General features: G+C 71.7%; 15 protein-coding genes. 8 read left to right on the forward strand and 7 right to left on the reverse strand.

Annotated elements, in window-relative coordinates; translation table 11 throughout:
- Window positions 1–47 precede the first annotated feature (47 nt).
- Window positions 48–713 carry a LysE family transporter gene (locus BLS95_RS18010; RefSeq protein ID WP_090932602.1) on the forward strand — a complete coding sequence of 222 codons (666 nt, stop codon included), beginning with the start codon at window positions 48–50 and terminating at the stop codon, window positions 711–713.
- Window positions 714–923: 210 nt separating this feature from the next.
- On the opposite strand, the gene pip is transcribed toward BLS95_RS18010, so the two are convergent.
- On the reverse strand, window positions 924–1,883 hold the full coding sequence (gene pip / locus BLS95_RS18015; protein WP_090932610.1) for a prolyl aminopeptidase: 960 nt from the start codon (window positions 1,881–1,883) through the stop codon (window positions 924–926).
- A 175-nt stretch (window positions 1,884–2,058) separates the two neighbouring features.
- Here pip and BLS95_RS18020 point away from each other — a divergent pair, with 175 nt between their 5' ends.
- The gene (locus tag BLS95_RS18020; protein ID WP_090932612.1) at window positions 2,059–2,808 is read left to right on the forward strand and encodes a hypothetical protein; all 750 of its coding nucleotides are present in this window, start codon (window positions 2,059–2,061) and stop codon (window positions 2,806–2,808) included.
- Window positions 2,809–2,982: 174 nt separating this feature from the next.
- On the opposite strand, the gene BLS95_RS18025 is transcribed toward BLS95_RS18020, so the two are convergent.
- Window positions 2,983–3,366, reverse strand: coding sequence for a RidA family protein (locus BLS95_RS18025; protein ID WP_090932614.1), 384 nt, complete (start codon window positions 3,364–3,366; stop codon window positions 2,983–2,985).
- Between the two features lie 73 nt (window positions 3,367–3,439).
- On the opposite strand from BLS95_RS18025, the gene BLS95_RS18030 reads away from it, so the two are divergent.
- Window positions 3,440–4,372: a LysR family transcriptional regulator gene (locus BLS95_RS18030; RefSeq protein ID WP_090932616.1), complete on the forward strand. Its 933-nt coding sequence runs from the start codon at window positions 3,440–3,442 to the stop codon at window positions 4,370–4,372.
- Here BLS95_RS18030 and BLS95_RS18035 read toward each other — a convergent pair.
- Window positions 4,332–5,543 carry a cytochrome P450 family protein gene (locus tag BLS95_RS18035; protein ID WP_090932618.1) on the reverse strand — a complete coding sequence of 404 codons (1,212 nt, stop codon included), beginning with the start codon at window positions 5,541–5,543 and terminating at the stop codon, window positions 4,332–4,334. The two genes, BLS95_RS18030 and BLS95_RS18035, sit on opposite strands and share 41 nt — an antisense overlap.
- Window positions 5,544–5,764: 221 nt before the next feature.
- A complete protein-coding gene (gene rplK, locus BLS95_RS18040; protein ID WP_090932621.1) occupies window positions 5,765–6,193 on the reverse strand; it encodes a 50S ribosomal protein L11 in 429 nt (142 codons plus the stop codon).
- Window positions 6,194–6,231: 38 nt separating this feature from the next.
- Here rplK and BLS95_RS18045 point away from each other — a divergent pair, with 38 nt between their 5' ends.
- The 5 genes from BLS95_RS18045 to BLS95_RS56860 all read left to right on the forward strand — a co-directional run bounded on the left by BLS95_RS18045 (window position 6,232) and on the right by BLS95_RS56860 (window position 10,445).
- Window positions 6,232–7,119: a MerR family transcriptional regulator gene (locus BLS95_RS18045; RefSeq protein ID WP_090932622.1), complete on the forward strand. Its 888-nt coding sequence runs from the start codon at window positions 6,232–6,234 to the stop codon at window positions 7,117–7,119.
- A 251-nt stretch (window positions 7,120–7,370) separates the two neighbouring features.
- Window positions 7,371–8,324, forward strand: a complete 954-nt coding sequence (locus BLS95_RS18050; protein ID WP_218135822.1) for an alcohol dehydrogenase catalytic domain-containing protein — start codon at window positions 7,371–7,373, stop codon at window positions 8,322–8,324.
- A 12-nt stretch (window positions 8,325–8,336) separates the two neighbouring features.
- A complete protein-coding gene (locus BLS95_RS18055) occupies window positions 8,337–9,020 on the forward strand; it encodes an SDR family oxidoreductase (protein ID WP_090932627.1) in 684 nt (227 codons plus the stop codon).
- Window positions 9,021–9,119: 99 nt separating this feature from the next.
- Window positions 9,120–9,890, forward strand: a complete 771-nt coding sequence (locus tag BLS95_RS18060) for a hypothetical protein (RefSeq protein WP_090932628.1) — start codon at window positions 9,120–9,122, stop codon at window positions 9,888–9,890.
- 180 nt (window positions 9,891–10,070) lie between these two features.
- Window positions 10,071–10,445 carry a transglutaminase-like domain-containing protein gene (locus tag BLS95_RS56860; protein WP_218135823.1) on the forward strand — a complete coding sequence of 125 codons (375 nt, stop codon included), beginning with the start codon at window positions 10,071–10,073 and terminating at the stop codon, window positions 10,443–10,445.
- A gap of 92 nt (window positions 10,446–10,537) precedes the next feature.
- Here the strand turns inward: BLS95_RS56860 and BLS95_RS18070 are convergent, their stop codons facing one another.
- The 3 genes from BLS95_RS18070 to BLS95_RS18080 form a co-directional block, all read right to left on the reverse strand.
- Window positions 10,538–11,173 (reverse strand): 2'-5' RNA ligase family protein, encoded by a 636-nt coding sequence (locus BLS95_RS18070; protein ID WP_090932630.1) that lies wholly within the window; start codon window positions 11,171–11,173, stop codon window positions 10,538–10,540.
- Between the two features lie 89 nt (window positions 11,174–11,262).
- Entirely contained in the window at window positions 11,263–11,754 is a 492-nt protein-coding gene (locus tag BLS95_RS18075) for a hypothetical protein (RefSeq protein WP_143043757.1), read from the reverse strand.
- 74 nt (window positions 11,755–11,828) lie between these two features.
- Window positions 11,829–14,312, reverse strand: coding sequence for a tetratricopeptide repeat protein (locus BLS95_RS18080; protein WP_245765125.1), 2,484 nt, complete (start codon window positions 14,310–14,312; stop codon window positions 11,829–11,831).
- Window positions 14,313–14,356: the final 44 nt, after the last annotated feature.

A 14,356-nucleotide genomic window follows, 5' to 3' on the forward strand; every position in this document is an offset into this window, starting at 1 on the left:
GGGGGCGGGCGCTTGATCCGCGGGCGACCCCTGGCACAGTGACCGCCATGTTCGAGATCTTCCTGCTGGCCCTGTGGGTGGGGCTGCTGTTCAACGCGGCACCCGGCGCGGTGTTCAGCGAGTCGTTGCGGCGCGGGATGCGGGGCGGGTTCGGCCCGGCGTTCGCGGTGCAGGTCGGCTCGCTGGCGGGCGACGCCTTGTGGGCGGTGCTGGGGCTGGCCGGGGTCGGGGCGCTGTTCACCGTCCCGGCCCTGCGGGTGCCGCTGACCGTCGGCGGTTGCCTGCTGCTCGGCTGGCTCGGGCTGGCGGCCCTGCGCACGGCCGCCTTCCCGCCACCCACACCCGCCGAACCACCGGCCCCGCCCCACGCAGCCGAGCCGCCGGCCCCGCCCGGTGGGCGGGTTCGCACGGTCGGGCGTGGGGCGCTCGTGGTCGGGGTCGCGATGTCGATCGGCAACCCGTGGAACGTCGTCTACTGGTCCGGCGCGGCCAGTGCGGTCAGCTCCGTGCTGGGGCGGGAACCGGGGGTGGCGGGGCTGGCCACCTTCTTCGCCGGGTTCATGACCTCGTCCCTGGCCTGGTGCTTCGTCTGCGCGGGGCTCATCGTCCTGTTGCGCCGGGCCCTGCCGCCCACGGCCGTACGCCTGCTGGAGGCCGCGTGCGGGATCTCGTTGCTCGTCTTCGCGGCCCTCCTGCTGGCCCGGCTCTTCTGACACCTGGCCCGGCCGTATGGATAAACAAGTGGTGGCCGCTCGGGCGGCGCGGCTACCGTGACTGCCAGGTCAGCGAGCGGACGGGGCCTGGACACCCCGTCCTTCCTGCCGGCTGTGCGAACCCCGCGGCTCACCGTACGGAATCGACCGACGGCGAGGCGATGGTCACCTCGGGCACCGTCCTACCCAGCCCGGAGCCGCGGGATTCCACTACCGGCCGGCGAAGCCGTCGATGGCCGCCCGAACCTCACGCCCGAAGGTGTCGCTGCCGGTGTGCCCGGAGTCCTCGACGACGACCAGCTTGGCGTCGGGCCAGGCGCGGGCCAGCTCCCAGGCCGTGTCGAGCGGCCCGCCCAGGTCCAGGCGGCCGTGGATGAGCACACCCGGGATCCCGGCCAGCCGGCCGGCCTCGCGCAGCAGCACGCCTTCCTCCAGCCAGACACCGTTCGAGAAGTAGTGGGCGCAGATCCGTACGAGCGCGTGCAGGGCCTCGGTGGGCCGGTCGCTGTAGGCGTTCGGCTTGCCGTTGGGCTCCATGGAGATCACCGTGTCCTCCCAGGCGGTCCAGTCGCGGGCCGCCTTGTCCCGAACGGCGAAGTCGGGATCTGCCATCAGCCGCCCGTACGCCGCCAGCAGCGACGGCAGGTCACCATCCCGGTCTGCCTCCGGGACGCCCATCCTGAACCGCTCCCGCTCCTCGGGGAAGAACCTGCCGACGCCGCGGAAGAGCCAGTCGGTCTCCGAGCGGCGGGTGGTGGTGACCCCGGGGATGACGATCTCCGACACCCGATCGGGATGGGCTTCGGCGTAGGCGAGGATCAGCGTCGAGCCCCACGACCCGCCGTACAGCAGCCACTTGTCGATGCCGAGGTGCTCGCGCAGCTGCTCCATGTCGGCGATCAGGTGGTGGGTGGTGTTGTTGGTCAGGTCGGTGGCCGGGTCCGCGGCGTGTGGCCGGCTCCTGCCGCAGTTGCGCTGGTCGAACAGCACGATCCGGTATCGCTCGGGGTCGAAGGCGCGGCGCGAGCCGGGCGTGCACCCCGAGCCGGGGCCGCCGTGGACGACGAGGGCGGGTTTGCCCTCCGGGTTGCCGCAGACCTCCCAATAGACGAGGTTGCCGTCGCCGGTGTCGAGCATGCCGTGCTCGTAGGGCTCGATCGGGGGTCTCAAGGGTCGGTTCCTTTCCGCGCGGATATAACAGGGCTTATAGATTATCGGCCTCCTTCGGCGACAAGTCGGCAGTACGCGGAGTAAAGAGGGCTAGATCCAATCATGGAGTACTTGAACCATCACTTAGGGTAACGATCATTCGGGATGGAATGAAACGTCACTTGCAGGGAGCATCATGTACAAGCACGCCATCGCCATCTTCACCGCGACCTCCGCCGGTGTGTTGCTGGCCGCCCCGCCGGTCGCCGCCGAGAACGTAGCCGTGCTGCCGTGCGGCAACAACCAAGTCGTCCGCATCACCGTGATAGCCCCACCGGAGCTGACCGGAGACGTCAGCGTCGCCGACGTCCGTAAGGCCGTCGAGACGGTGGTCTCCGACACCTCGCCCGCCTCGCCGGCCGTGCCGTGGTGGACGCTTCCCGGCTACGCGCGCTATGCGTTCCCCGACCCGGCCCCGCTCACGGCGCCCGGCCCGGACCCGACGCCCACCCCGAGCGCGCTGCCGTCGACCGCGCCCAGCCTGCCCCCAGCCCCGTCACCCAGCCTGCCGGCCGCCGCGCCGGAGCAGTCGGCGCCCGCGCCGCCGGCGGCGGCCCCCACCCGGCCGTTCACCTTCGAGGAACTGGTCACCCGGACGATCGAGTGCGTCAGCCGCAACACCCCGCCCGAGACGACGGACCCGGCCACGTCCGACGCGGACTTCGACGCGGTGGTGGAGGCGATCATCGCCAGCGGGGCGGTCTGCGGGACGTCGGCGGTGCCGTCCAACTCGCTGCTGGGCTCCATCGGCGTCAGCACGGTCATCCGCACGCTCGCCACCGGCATCCCGCCGTGCGCCGGTCCGGCTCCCGAGCAGTTCATCGACCGGCCGTCACTGAGGGAGTCCCTCGGGGTCTCCGGCCTGCTGGTGGACCTGATCCACTGACGCCCTCCACGAGCGGCGGATCGCCGCCGAAGGTGGACGGCCTGGGCAGCGCGTGGAGGAGTTCGGCCGGCAGGACGGCATGGTCCCGCGCCGGCTCCCCGACGTCCAGCCCGCGCCGTCCACGCCCCCGGCGTCCCGATGAGGGCCGTGATCGGGCCCGAGCTTCGAGCTCCTTTACCCGCGCCGGGCGTACACCTCGATCTCGATCTTCATACGGGGGTCGGACAGGCCGCACATGAGCATCGTGGCGGCCGGCCGTACCTCGCCGAAACACTCGCGCAGGACGGGCCAGCAGGGCTCGAAGTCCGCGCGGTCGGGCAGCATGTAGCGCACTCGTACGACGTCGGCGAACGTGCACCCGGCCGCCTCCAGCGCGGCCCCGATGTTGCGCAGGCACTGCTCGGCCTGGGCCACCACGTCATCGGAAATGGTCATGGTCGCGTAGTCGAACCCGGTGGTGCCCGACACATGCACCCGGTCGCCGTCCACCACGGCCCGGGCGTACCCGATCTGCTCCTCGAACGTGGAACCGCTGAGTATCGCGCGTCGCTCTGTCATGCGCGGAACGGTACGTGGACCGGCTGCGATACGTCTAATACAGCGGGAAGCATGGGCTGATATCTCTAGAGGTATGGATCGTCCGGAGCTGCCCCTGGCCCAGTTGCACGCCTTCCTCGTCCTGGCCGAGGAGCTGCACTTCGGGCATGCCGCCGAGCGCCTGGGCATCGCGCAACCCCCGCTGAGCCAGCAGATCCGCCGGCTGGAGGACAAGGTGGGTCATGCGCTGTTCGCCCGTACGCCGGGCCGGGTGGACCTGACCCCGGCGGGCCGGGAGCTGCTGCCCGCGGCCCGCCGGGCGCTCGCCGAGCTGGCGGACGGCCTGGCGGCGGCCCGCGCGGCCGGCAGCGGCCGGACCGGGCGGCTGCGGCTGGGCTTCGCCGCCTCACTCGCCTTCACGGTGCTGCCGGGACTGCTGCACGCCCACCGGGAGCGGTTCCCGGACGTTCGCCTGGAGATCCGCGAGATGACCACGGCACCGCAGCTCGCCGCCCTGCGCGAGCGGCGCATCGACGCCGGCCTGCTGCGGGAGCCGCCGCCGGACGAGCCCGAGCTGAAGTTCATGACCGTGCTGAGCGAGCGCTTCGTGGCCGTCCTGCCGGCCGGGCACCCGCTGGCGAGGCACCGCACGGTCGAGGTCGCCGCGCTGGCGGACGCGCCGTTCGTGATGCTGCCCCGCGCCAGCGGCCCGGGGCTGCACGACCGGATCGTCGAGCTGTGCCGTGAGGCGGGTTTCGTGCCCCAGGTGGCGCAGCACGCGGTGGAGTGGCAGACGGTGTGCGCGCTCGTGGAGGCCGGGCTCGGCGTCTCGCTGGCGCCGGCGGGCATCCGCCGGATCCGCCTGAAGGGCGTGGCCTTCCGCGCGATCGAGCCCGGTGCCCGTACGCGGGTGGCCGTCGCCTGGCGCGCCGACGACACCAGCCCGCTGGTCGCCGGGCTGCTGGCGACCATGAGCGAGGCGGGACCTACAGCAGCACCACCGGCAGCTCGACCGGCCCCTCGGTGATGATCGAATTCGTGTAAACGATCTCCTCCGGTTTGATCGCCAGCCGCAGATCAGGAAATCTCCCGAACAACGAGGACAGGGCGATCCGCATTTCGAGCCTGGCCAGCGGCGCCCCCAGGCAGAAGTGGGGGCCCCTGCCGAACCCCACGTGCGGCTCCTGACCACGCGAGATGTCGAACCGCGCGGCGTCCCCGCCGAAACGGGCCGGGTCCGTCCCCGAACCGCTGATCCCGACGATGATCGGCTCCCCGGTCCGGATCGCCACCCCGCCCACCGACACGTCCCGCAGCGGATACCGGAAAAACGTGCTGACCACGGAGTTGCGGCTGCGCAGCGCCTCCTCGACCACGTCCTCCCAGGCGTCGCGCTCGCGTGCCCTGGCGAGCTGCTCGGGGTCCGAGCACAGGGCGACGACCGTGTTGGCGATGAGGTGCACGGTGGTCTCGTGGCCGGCGATGAGCACCACCCACAGCAGCCACACCATCTCCTCGTCGGTCAGCCGGTCGCCGTCGTCCTCCTGCACCTGGATGAGCCCGGTGGTGAGGTCGTCGCCGGGCGCGCCGCGCTTGCGCCCGATGAACTCGGCCAGATACGCCAGCAGCGAGCCGCCCGCCGCGGCGATCTCCTCCGCGGTGGCGTCGTGCGACAGCAGCACCCCGCTCCACTCCCGGATCTGGCGACGCTCCTCGCCGGGAATGCCGAACAACTCGCAGATCACGGCGACCGGCAGCGGCTCGCTGAAACTTCGTACGAGGTCGACCGAGCTGCCCTCCTCCGCCATCTGGTCGAGCAGCTCGTCCGTCATCACCTGGATCCGCGGCGCCAGCCCCTGCACCCGCGAGGGGGTGAACGCCCGGTTGACCATGCTGCGCAGCCGCCGGTGGTCGGCGCCGTCCTTGACCAGCAGGTGCTCGCCCACGATGACCTGCCGGGGCGGCCAGTCGGCGGGGATGCTGCCGTCGTGCAGGGCCGGGAAGTTCGCCGAGTCCTTGCTGTAGTGAATGTGGTCGTTGGCCAGGACCTCGTTGATCGCGTCGTACGAGGTCACGAGCCAGGCCCGCACGTTTCCCGCCATTTCGACGGGGATCACCGGTCCGTGCTCTTCCCGGTAGCGGGCGTACGTCTCGGACGTGCGTTCACCGGGGACCGGAACCTGGGGAAGCGTAGTCATCGCAGGTCTCCCAACGGAAGGGTCCTCTCACTCTCCGCTACGCATGAATGCTGGGGAAGGCGCTTAGGTGTCACCGCGGAGCCGCCAAGCCCTGCCCGCCGCGCTACTTCCTCTGCCCGCGCCGAGGTCACGGCCCGGAAACCGGGCGAGCACCGGCACCGGAGTGCGAAGGGAGCCGACCGTAATCAGGGTCCGGGGGCGGCCCCTTTCGATCGGGCCGGTCAGGAGTCGGTGATCGTCAGCCCCATCGACCGGGCCGTACCCGCCACGATCTTGACCGCCTGGTCGAGGTCGGTGGTGTTCAGGTCGGGCAGCTTGGCCGCGGCCACCTCCCTGAGCTGCGCGACGCTGACGGTCCCGCCGCTCTGGTGCCCGGGCCGCGGGCTGCCGCCGTCCAGCCCGGCCACCCGGCGGATCAGCGACGCCGTCGTCGGCTGCTTGACCGCCACGTCAAAGGCCCGGTCCTCGTAGACCGTCACCACCGCCGGCACGACGTGCCCGCGCATGCCCGCCGACAGCGCGTTGTACTGCTTGCAGAACTCCATGAGGTTGATGCCGAGCGGTCCGAGGTCCTTGCCCACGTTCGCGGGGCCTGCCTCACCGGCCTGGATGTGCAGGGTGACGACCTTGGCCACCTTGTTCTTCGCCATGCGCGGTACGCTAAAGTCTCCCGTAACTGGAGATTCAATTGAATTATTCGATCGGCCGGCTGGCGGAGCTCACCGGGGTCTCCGTCAAGACGATCCGCTTCTACTCCGACGAGGGTGTCCTGCCCGCGCCCGAGCGCACCGCGTCCGGCTACCGCCGTTACACCGACGACCACCGCGCCCACCTGGAGCTGGTGCGCACCATGCGGGAGATCGGCCTCGACCTGGCGACCATCCGCTCGCTGGGCCGCCGCCCGCTCAAGGAGGTCCTGGCCCTGCACCTGCGCGCCGTCGAGACGCAGCTCACCGCCCTCCAGCGCACCAGGACCGTGCTGCGCGCCACCCTCGACAGGGACGACCCCACCGACGCCGACCTGCGCAGGCTGCACGCGCTCGGGCGGCTGGGCCGGGCCGAGCAGGCGATGCTGCTGGACTCGTTCGTCGACCAGGTGGGCGGCGGCATCGAGGCCCGGCACCAGTGGCTGGCGAACATGCGCGACTGCATGCTGCCCGAGCTCCCGGCCGAGCCGACGACCGCGCAGCTCGACGCCTGGCTGGAGCTCACCACACTGCTCGCCGACGACGACTTCCGCGACAACCTGCGCAGATCGAGCGATGACTTCTGGGCGGAGCCGAGCGCACTCGACGCCTGGCGGCAGACCACCGCCGCCATGGTCGACGAGATCGGCAGGGCCGGGGTCGCCCCCGACTCCCCCGAGGCCGCCTCCGTGCTGGCGCGGGTGCTGGAGCTGACCGGCCAGACCCGCGAGGAGTGGCTGCGCGTCTTCGACGAGCACGACCCGCGCGCGGAGCGGCTCTGGAGGCTCGTCGCGATCGTCAGGGGAACGGAATACCAGCCGCCGGCCGTGGCGACGGCGTACGCGTGGCTCGAACAGGCGCTGCGCCACTCCCCCGGCGAACCGGACTGACCCTTCCCGCGCTCCGAAGCCCGGCCCTTCCGGCATGGAGCCGCGCCAGCGCAGAGCCTCCGACGACCATCGGACATTCCCGCCTCCCCGATGATATGACCAGTCGTCTAAAACTTGCGCCGAGTGACTTGACGCCGCTTGAGACGACCGGTCATATTGATGCTTGTCCAACCCACCGGAGGAGGGGCATGTCAACATATCGAGCGTTTGAAGTGACCGGTTCGCGAAGATTCCGGCTGGTCAATCGTGAGGTGACGGAGCCTCCGCCAGGTCACGTACGGGTGCGGGTGCACAGCTGCGGGGTGTGCCATACCGACGTGCTGGCGGCGGACGGACTGCGTGCCGATCCGGCCGCGCCGATCGTGCCCGGCCACGAGATCGTCGGCGTGATCGACGCGATCGGCGACGGCGTACGCGGCTGGCACGTCGGCGAGCGGGTCGGCGCCGGATACCTCGGCGGGCACTGCTGGGAGTGCGAGCCCTGCCGCCGCGGCGACTTCGTCAACTGCACCGACCAGCCGCAGCTCGGCACCACGGCCGACGGCGGGTACGCAGAGGTGGTCCACGTCCGGACCAGCGGGCTCGTACGCCTGCCCGACGGCCTGAGCTCGACGGACGCGGCGCCGCTGCTGTGCGCGGGGCTGACCACGTACAAGGCGCTGCAGCAGGTGGCGGCCCGGCCGGGCGCGCTGGTGGCGGTGCAGGGCATCGGCGGCCTCGGCCACCTCGGCATCCAGTACGCCGCCCGCCTCGGCTACCGCGTGGCCGCCATCGCCCGCGGCACCGGCAAGGCCGAGCTGGCCCGCAGGCTCGGCGCCGGCCACTACATCGACAGCACCCGGCAGGACCCCGCCGAGGCACTGCGGCAGCTCGGCGGCGCCGCCGCGATCATCGCCACCGCCGCCAGCGGGGCCTCGATGAGCGGCCTGACCGCCGGGCTCGCGCCACGCGGCCAGTTGCTGGTCCTCGGCGCCGCGCCCGACCCGATCAGCGTGGGCACGGCCGAGCTCATCTTCGGCACCCGCTCCATCACGGGCAGCCTCACCGGCAGCTCGATCGAGAACGAGGACAACCTCGCCTTCATCCTCCGGCACGGCATCCGCCCCATGACCGAGGTGCTGCCGCTGTCCGAGGCGCCCAAAGCGTACGAACGCATGATTTCCGGCGACGCGAGGTTCCGCGTCGTGCTGGACACAGCGGCATAAGGAGACCTGAAAATGCACATTGACACTGCCGTCGCCATCGTGACCGGTGGCAACCGCGGCTTCGGCCGGCACCTCGTCGCCCAGCTCGTCGAGCGTGGCGCCAAGGTCTACGCCGCGGCCCGCAAGCCCGAGTCCGTGGACGTGCCCGGCGCGCTGCCGCTGCGCATCGACCTCAACGACCCCGACTCGGTGACCGCCGCCGCCCAGGTGGCGACCGACGTCACCCTGCTGATCAACAACGCCGGCATCTCCACCCGGACGAACCTGCTCGACGGCGACCTCGACCAGGCCCGGCTGGACATGGAGACCAACTTCTTCGGCCCGCTGGGCATGACCCGCGCCTTCGCCCCCGTCATCGAGCGCAACGGCGGCGGCGCCATCCTCAACGTCCTGTCCGTCCTGTCCTGGTACCACCCGCCGCAGTTGAGCGCCTACAGCGCGGCGAAGGCCGCCTCCTGGGCGATGACGAACGCGTCGCGCCTCCAGCTCGAGCCCCGGGGCATCCAGGTCGCGGGCCTGTACGTGGCCTACATGGACACCGACATGGCCGCGGACGTGCCACCGGACCAGAAGTCCGACCCGGCGCTGATCGCCAGGAAGACGCTGGACGAGCTGGCCGCCGGCGCGACGGAGATCCTCGGCGACGACCTCACCCGCTCGGTCAAGTCCGGCCTGTCCGCCCCACCGACCCCTTGACGGCCCCCGGTTGAGCGCGCCGGTCCCGGCCGGCAGCCTCGACGCGACCGGCGCTCCGGCGTCCAGGTCGGCGGTTCCGCCGGCACGTAGCCTGGGGCGGTGATCAACGTGGTGGAGTGGACCCGGTTGGAGCCGTGGCGGGTAGCCCGGGGGCGTACTGACCGCGACGAGACGGTGATCATCAAGTGGATGGGGTCGCACGCCGGCGCCGCCCAGACCGAGGCGTGGCGACTACGCACGGAGGTGGCGGCGCTGAGGTTCCTGTCGGAGGATCTCGGCCTGGGCCTGGCTCCGCGCGTGCTGGCGGAGGACTTTGCGGCCGGGCGCGTCATCCTGGAGGATCTGGCTCCCCGGACCGCGCTGGACGTACTGCTGCGACGGGACGGCGCCGAGCCGCACGCGGAACGGCTGGTGGCCTTCGCCCGCGCCCGGGGCGAACTCGGAGCGTTCACCGCCGGCCGGGCGGAGCCGTACTACCGGCGACGGAGCCGGCTCGGGACGGTCGATCCTGCGGCCGACCGGCTCGGGCGGGTCGCCGGCCTGCGCCGGACAGGGCTCTCGCAGACCGAGGTCCTAGGGGTGCCGGTCAGCGGCGCGGTCGAGCACGACCTGGCCCTGGCGCTGGCGGAGCTGTCCGACCCCGGGCCGTTCCTGGCGCTGAGCAGCGGTGACCCGGAGGCCAACAACGTTCTCGTGCACGCAGGCGGCGCGGCTGACGCGCGCCTGATCGACTTCCGCCGCCCGAACGCCCGACCCCTCCCGCACCTGGCGGGCCTGTGCTCCCACCTGGCCGAAGCACTACGCCACCGCTGGCCCGACACCGACGTAGACCTCACCACCGTAGCCCCCTACACTCCACGCCGCCGCTGAGGGGACGGGGGCTACCTGTGAGCGACTCCGCCAAGCGGTCCGCGAGCTCGACGACGTTATGATCGCCAGGTGACCCTGACGCGCTTCCGGTCTTGGCGCGGTCGCGCGGCCGTGCGCCCGAGGACAGCGGCTGCGGGGAGTTCGGCGGCCACCCCCATCCTCGACTGGGATCATCCTCGGGTGCTGGGATTGGTGGCCGAGGCCCGGGACATCGGTGCCGGGGCGGACCGGGCGTTCCTGATCACCGCCCATCAGCTGGTCGCGGCTCGCGTGCGCCCGGTGTACGCCATGGACGAAAGGCAGCCCGTCTCCACGACCCTGGGTCTGGGGCGCGGTTCGTGCAGCCAGAGACTGGCGCTGCTGGAGGCCGTGGCACGGGGCTCCGGGATCGCCACTCGGGTCAGGGGGCTGCTGATCGATGGGCGGTTCTGGCATCCACGATTCCCGCGGCTGCGTGCGCTGATCCCCCGGCAGGTGGTGCTCGCCTGGCCGGAGTTCCTCCTCGCTGGGCGGTGGGTGGCCGTTTCCGAACCTGGGCCACTTCGACTCCCGTGACGACCTGTTCCGCGAGCACGGGCAGACCCTGTGCCTCCCGGTACGCCTTCCCGCGGACCTCATCATGAGCCGTCGGACGGCCGGCCACCGGTTCAGCGTGTCGCGAGCGGGGCCGTCGTGTTGAGGTCCCAGCGGTATACCCACTCGGGTTCCAGGACTCGTCTCTGTACGATCAGGGCCACCTGGTCGACGTTGACGCCGACCGGCTCGGCTTCGGCCGTGTTCAACGCCTCGACGTACGGCTGAGCGGGCCCTGGCGTGTTGAAGTAGGTCAGGCTCACGTGCGGGTGGAAGGCCTTGGTACGGGGGGTGTTCCCGGTGGCCTCGGTGATTCCGGCTCTGATCTCCTGCCACAGCCGGTGCACGGGCCCTTCCGGAGTCGGGGTGAGGACGACGGCCTCGCCGACGACCGTTGGGCGATGGAAGGTCAGCTCGAAGGGCGGGAGCTCCCCGACCCGCGCGCTGACGGCCTTGGTCACCTGGGCGAGCCGGTCGTCGGACACCTCGTCGGCGTACCCGACCGACTGCAGGGTGAGGTGCAGCCAGCGCGTCGGGATCGCCTTGTGGCCGTCGATCGTGGCCAGGGCGCTCTGGTAGCGCTCCGCGAGGCGGTGAAGTTGTGGTGCGTGTTCGAAGGTCAGGTGCCAGGTGTGGACCAGGCGGCCCAGCCACCAGCCTTCCCTGGGCCACCAGTGCGAGCGAACCTCGTCCACGTGGTGAATGGTCATCGGCCTGCCTCAGGTCTGGAAGGACGCATCGGGGTACATCGATGACTGGTTACCCCATCCATGGCCGAATCGCCAGCCGGGCAGGACTTTCAGCCGGCGATCACGAGGGCGAAGGCAAAGAGCGCGAGGGCTGCGGCAGCGGACACGAGGAGCAGTGCCCGGGGGACGCGCGGCATGGCCAACCAGGTCGCGAGCGGATACGCGATCACCCCGCTGAGGACGATGAGGGCCAGGCTGCTGTCAAGGGCGGTGAACAGCAAGGCTTCGGCCAGCCGCCAGATCGCCATCAGGAAGAGGGCGGCCAGGATCGCCACGCGCCAGGCGGGCCTGATCCGCAGGACGTGCAGCAACGGCCAGGCGAGACCGACCGCGACCCAGCGCCCGACCTCCCACGCCTGCACCAGGTAGCCAAAGCAGCCGGTGTATTCACCGCATTGCGGGGAGTCAGGGAAAAGCCTGACCATCAGCGCCACCCATCCCAGGAGGGCGATGGGGAGGATGATCCCGACCACGCCGGCCAGGGCGATTCGCCGACCGGTTCCTTGGCCGGGTAATGATGCATCCGCGCCTGTTGCGACCATGTACGCATGGTGACACGCGGGGCGGTACCCGACGATGGACAGATCGCCGACCGTTATTCACCTGAAGCCCCGGGTCAGGCCCTGAGTTCGAGCTCCCGCCGGATGGCCTGCCCCGCCGCGCGGTGCTCGGCGGCGGCGGCCGGGTCCGTCCCGTCGAGGACGGCCGCGATCCCCTCGTGGGCCAGGGCCTCCTTGTGCCGGTAACCCACCTTCGGGGCCAGTTCGAGTGCCTGACGGTGCAGGCGCAGGGCCTCGTCGGGCAGGCCGGCCAGCCGGCAGGTCTCGCCGTACCCGTTGAGGAAGTGAACCTTCCAGTGCTCCTCGAACAGCTCGTCCAGGAGGGCGAACGCCCGCCGGTGGCTGTCCAGCGCCTCCTCGTAGCGGCCCATCTGGCGCAGGGCCACGCCCAGGCAGTTGAGGCACCACGCCTCGTTGTGTCTGTGGCCGTCCTCGCGGGCGACCTCCAGGGCTCGGTGCAGGTGCTCCGCGGCCACGTCCGGTTGCTCGTCGGCGATGGCCACGCCGAGGGTGATCCGGGCCGTCAGCACGGCCGGCCAGGCGGGCTCGGCGTGCGCGAGATCCAGCACCTCGCGGGCCAGCCGCGCCGCCTCCTCCCTGTGGCCCAGTTGCAGCATCGCCCAGGCCTCGTACGCGGTCGCATGGGCCGCGCCCATCGGGCACCCGGCCTCCGCGTACAGCTTGCCCGCCAGCCGGAAAAGGTCGAGTGGCTCCTCGACATAGCCCTGGTCCCACCTCAGGTAGCCCCGGCGCATGACCAGGTCCGCCTCGGAGCGGGTGTCCCCGGCCTGGGACACCAGCGGTGCCGCCGCCTCGTACGCCGCCCCGGCCTCCGCCATCCGGCCCGCGTTGTAGCGAGCGAAGCCCAGGTCGCTGTGCGCTTCGGCCAGCCGCCACGGGTCGCCCAGGCGCTGGGCGGCCGACAATGACCGCTCGAACAGCACGTTGAGGTGCGTCGTGCCGCACCGCCTGGCGAAGAACGCCCGCATGAAGCGCGGCAGCTCGCACGCATGCGCGTCGGCTCCGGCGGCGACCGCCATCTCGAAGGCGCCCATCAGGTTCGTGTACTCCGTGCCGAACCAGCTGAGCGCGGCATGCTTGTCGGCGAACCGCGGCAGCTCGGCCGGGGCCCGGCCCGCGGAGGCCGCGCGGCTGCCGGACACGTACGGCATGGCGGCGTCGGCGGCGGCCGCGGCGTGTACGTAATAGTCGAGCACCCGGCCCAGCGCCTGCTCCCGCTCCTCCGGCGAGTCCTGCTCCGCGGTGGCCCGGCGCGCGTGCTGGTGGACCAGGTCGTGCAGCGTGTAACGACCGGCCGACGGCTGCTGGACGAGGTGCGCGTCGAGCAGGTCCTCCAGCATCGTCCTGGCACGGCGCAGCGGCACGTCCGCCAGTGCCGCGGCCACGTATTCGTCGAAGGACGATCCGGACAGCAGGCCCAGCAGCCGGAACAACCGGCGCTCGCCCCGGTCGAGCTGCCGTACGGACATGGCGAACGCGGTGTCGAACTCGCTCGCGCCCTCCGCCATGCGCTCGACGAGGATGCCCACGGTCCAGCCCGGCCGGTGCCGCAGCCGCGCCCCCGCCAGCCGCAGGGCCAGCGGCAGATGGCCGCACAACCGCAGCACCTCGGCCGCGGACTCCGGGTCGCGGGCCAGCCGGCCGTCGGGACCCCTGGCGTCGCCACTGGCGCGGGCCAGCAGCTCCGCGCTCTCCTCCGGGGTCAGTACGTCCAGCGAGACCGGCGGCACCTCCTCCAGGCCCAGCAGCCGGTTACGGCTGGTGATCAGGGCGACGGAGGCGCCCGCCCCGGGCAGCAGCAGGCGTATCTGGTCAGCGCTCGCGGCATTGTCGAGGACCACGACGGCCCGCCGGCCGGCCAGCTCCGCCCGCCAGCAGGCGGCCAGGGGCTCGATTCCACCCTCCTGCGGGATCTTCTCCGAGGGCACGTCGAGCGCGGCGAGCAACGCCCGCAGCGCCGGATCGGGATCGAGCGGTTCCCGCCCGTCGGTGAACCCGTGCAGGTCCAGGTAGAGCTGGGCATCGGGGTAGTCGGCGGCGAGCCGGTGCGCGGCGTGGACCGCCAGACAGGTCTTGCCGACGCCCGCCATGCCGTCGATGGCGACCACCCGGTTGCGGTCCACCGCGGCGAGCACGGCGGCGAGCTGGGCCTCACGTCCGGTGAAGTCCGGCACGTCGCGCGGCAGATCGTTGCGGGGCGGGCGCGGGGCGCCGGCGGGCGGCGACGGGGGCTGGACCTGGCGGCTCGCCTTCGGGGGCGCCGGCAGAGGGCTCGTCGCCCGTTCCCACAAGGGGCGCAGCGGGCGGGGGTCCCGCTTGACGAGGCGGCAGAGCTCGATCACCACGGGCCAGGGCGCCACCGACTGGCCGTTGAGGTAGCGCGACAGCGACGACGAGCTGAGCCCCGTGTCCCGCGCCAGAGCTCGTACGCCCCGCCCGGACAACTCCTGGAGCAAGCGCAGCCGGGCCGCCAGTTCGTCCTGGGGGTCCACCTTCGCCATCCGCTGGTACGCAGCCACCGTTTTCGTGCCTCTCTGTCCCGTAGCAGAAGCACTTTACCTGG

Source organism: Nonomuraea jiangxiensis, from assembly GCF_900099965.1.
GTDB lineage: Bacteria > Actinomycetota > Actinomycetes > Streptosporangiales > Streptosporangiaceae > Nonomuraea > Nonomuraea jiangxiensis.

What these genes read in the sequence shown, in the direction of transcription:
- BLS95_RS18035 (WP_090932618.1), bottom strand. Translation starts at nt 5,543, where the DNA reads ATGACTACGCTTCCCCAGGTTCCGGTCCCCGGTGAACGCACGTCCGAG.
- BLS95_RS18010 (WP_090932602.1), top strand. Translation starts at nt 48, where the DNA reads ATGTTCGAGATCTTCCTGCTGGCCCTGTGGGTGGGGCTGCTGTTCAAC.
- BLS95_RS18030 (WP_090932616.1), top strand. Translation starts at nt 3,440, where the DNA reads ATGGATCGTCCGGAGCTGCCCCTGGCCCAGTTGCACGCCTTCCTCGTC.
- BLS95_RS18025 (WP_090932614.1), bottom strand. Translation starts at nt 3,366, where the DNA reads ATGACAGAGCGACGCGCGATACTCAGCGGTTCCACGTTCGAGGAGCAG.
- BLS95_RS18070 (WP_090932630.1), bottom strand. Translation starts at nt 11,173, where the DNA reads ATGACCATTCACCACGTGGACGAGGTTCGCTCGCACTGGTGGCCCAGG.
- rplK (WP_090932621.1), bottom strand. Translation starts at nt 6,193, where the DNA reads ATGGCGAAGAACAAGGTGGCCAAGGTCGTCACCCTGCACATCCAGGCC.
- BLS95_RS18075 (WP_143043757.1), bottom strand. Translation starts at nt 11,754, where the DNA reads ATGGTCGCAACAGGCGCGGATGCATCATTACCCGGCCAAGGAACCGGT.
- BLS95_RS18020 (WP_090932612.1), top strand. Translation starts at nt 2,059, where the DNA reads ATGTACAAGCACGCCATCGCCATCTTCACCGCGACCTCCGCCGGTGTG.
- BLS95_RS18055 (WP_090932627.1), top strand. Translation starts at nt 8,337, where the DNA reads ATGCACATTGACACTGCCGTCGCCATCGTGACCGGTGGCAACCGCGGC.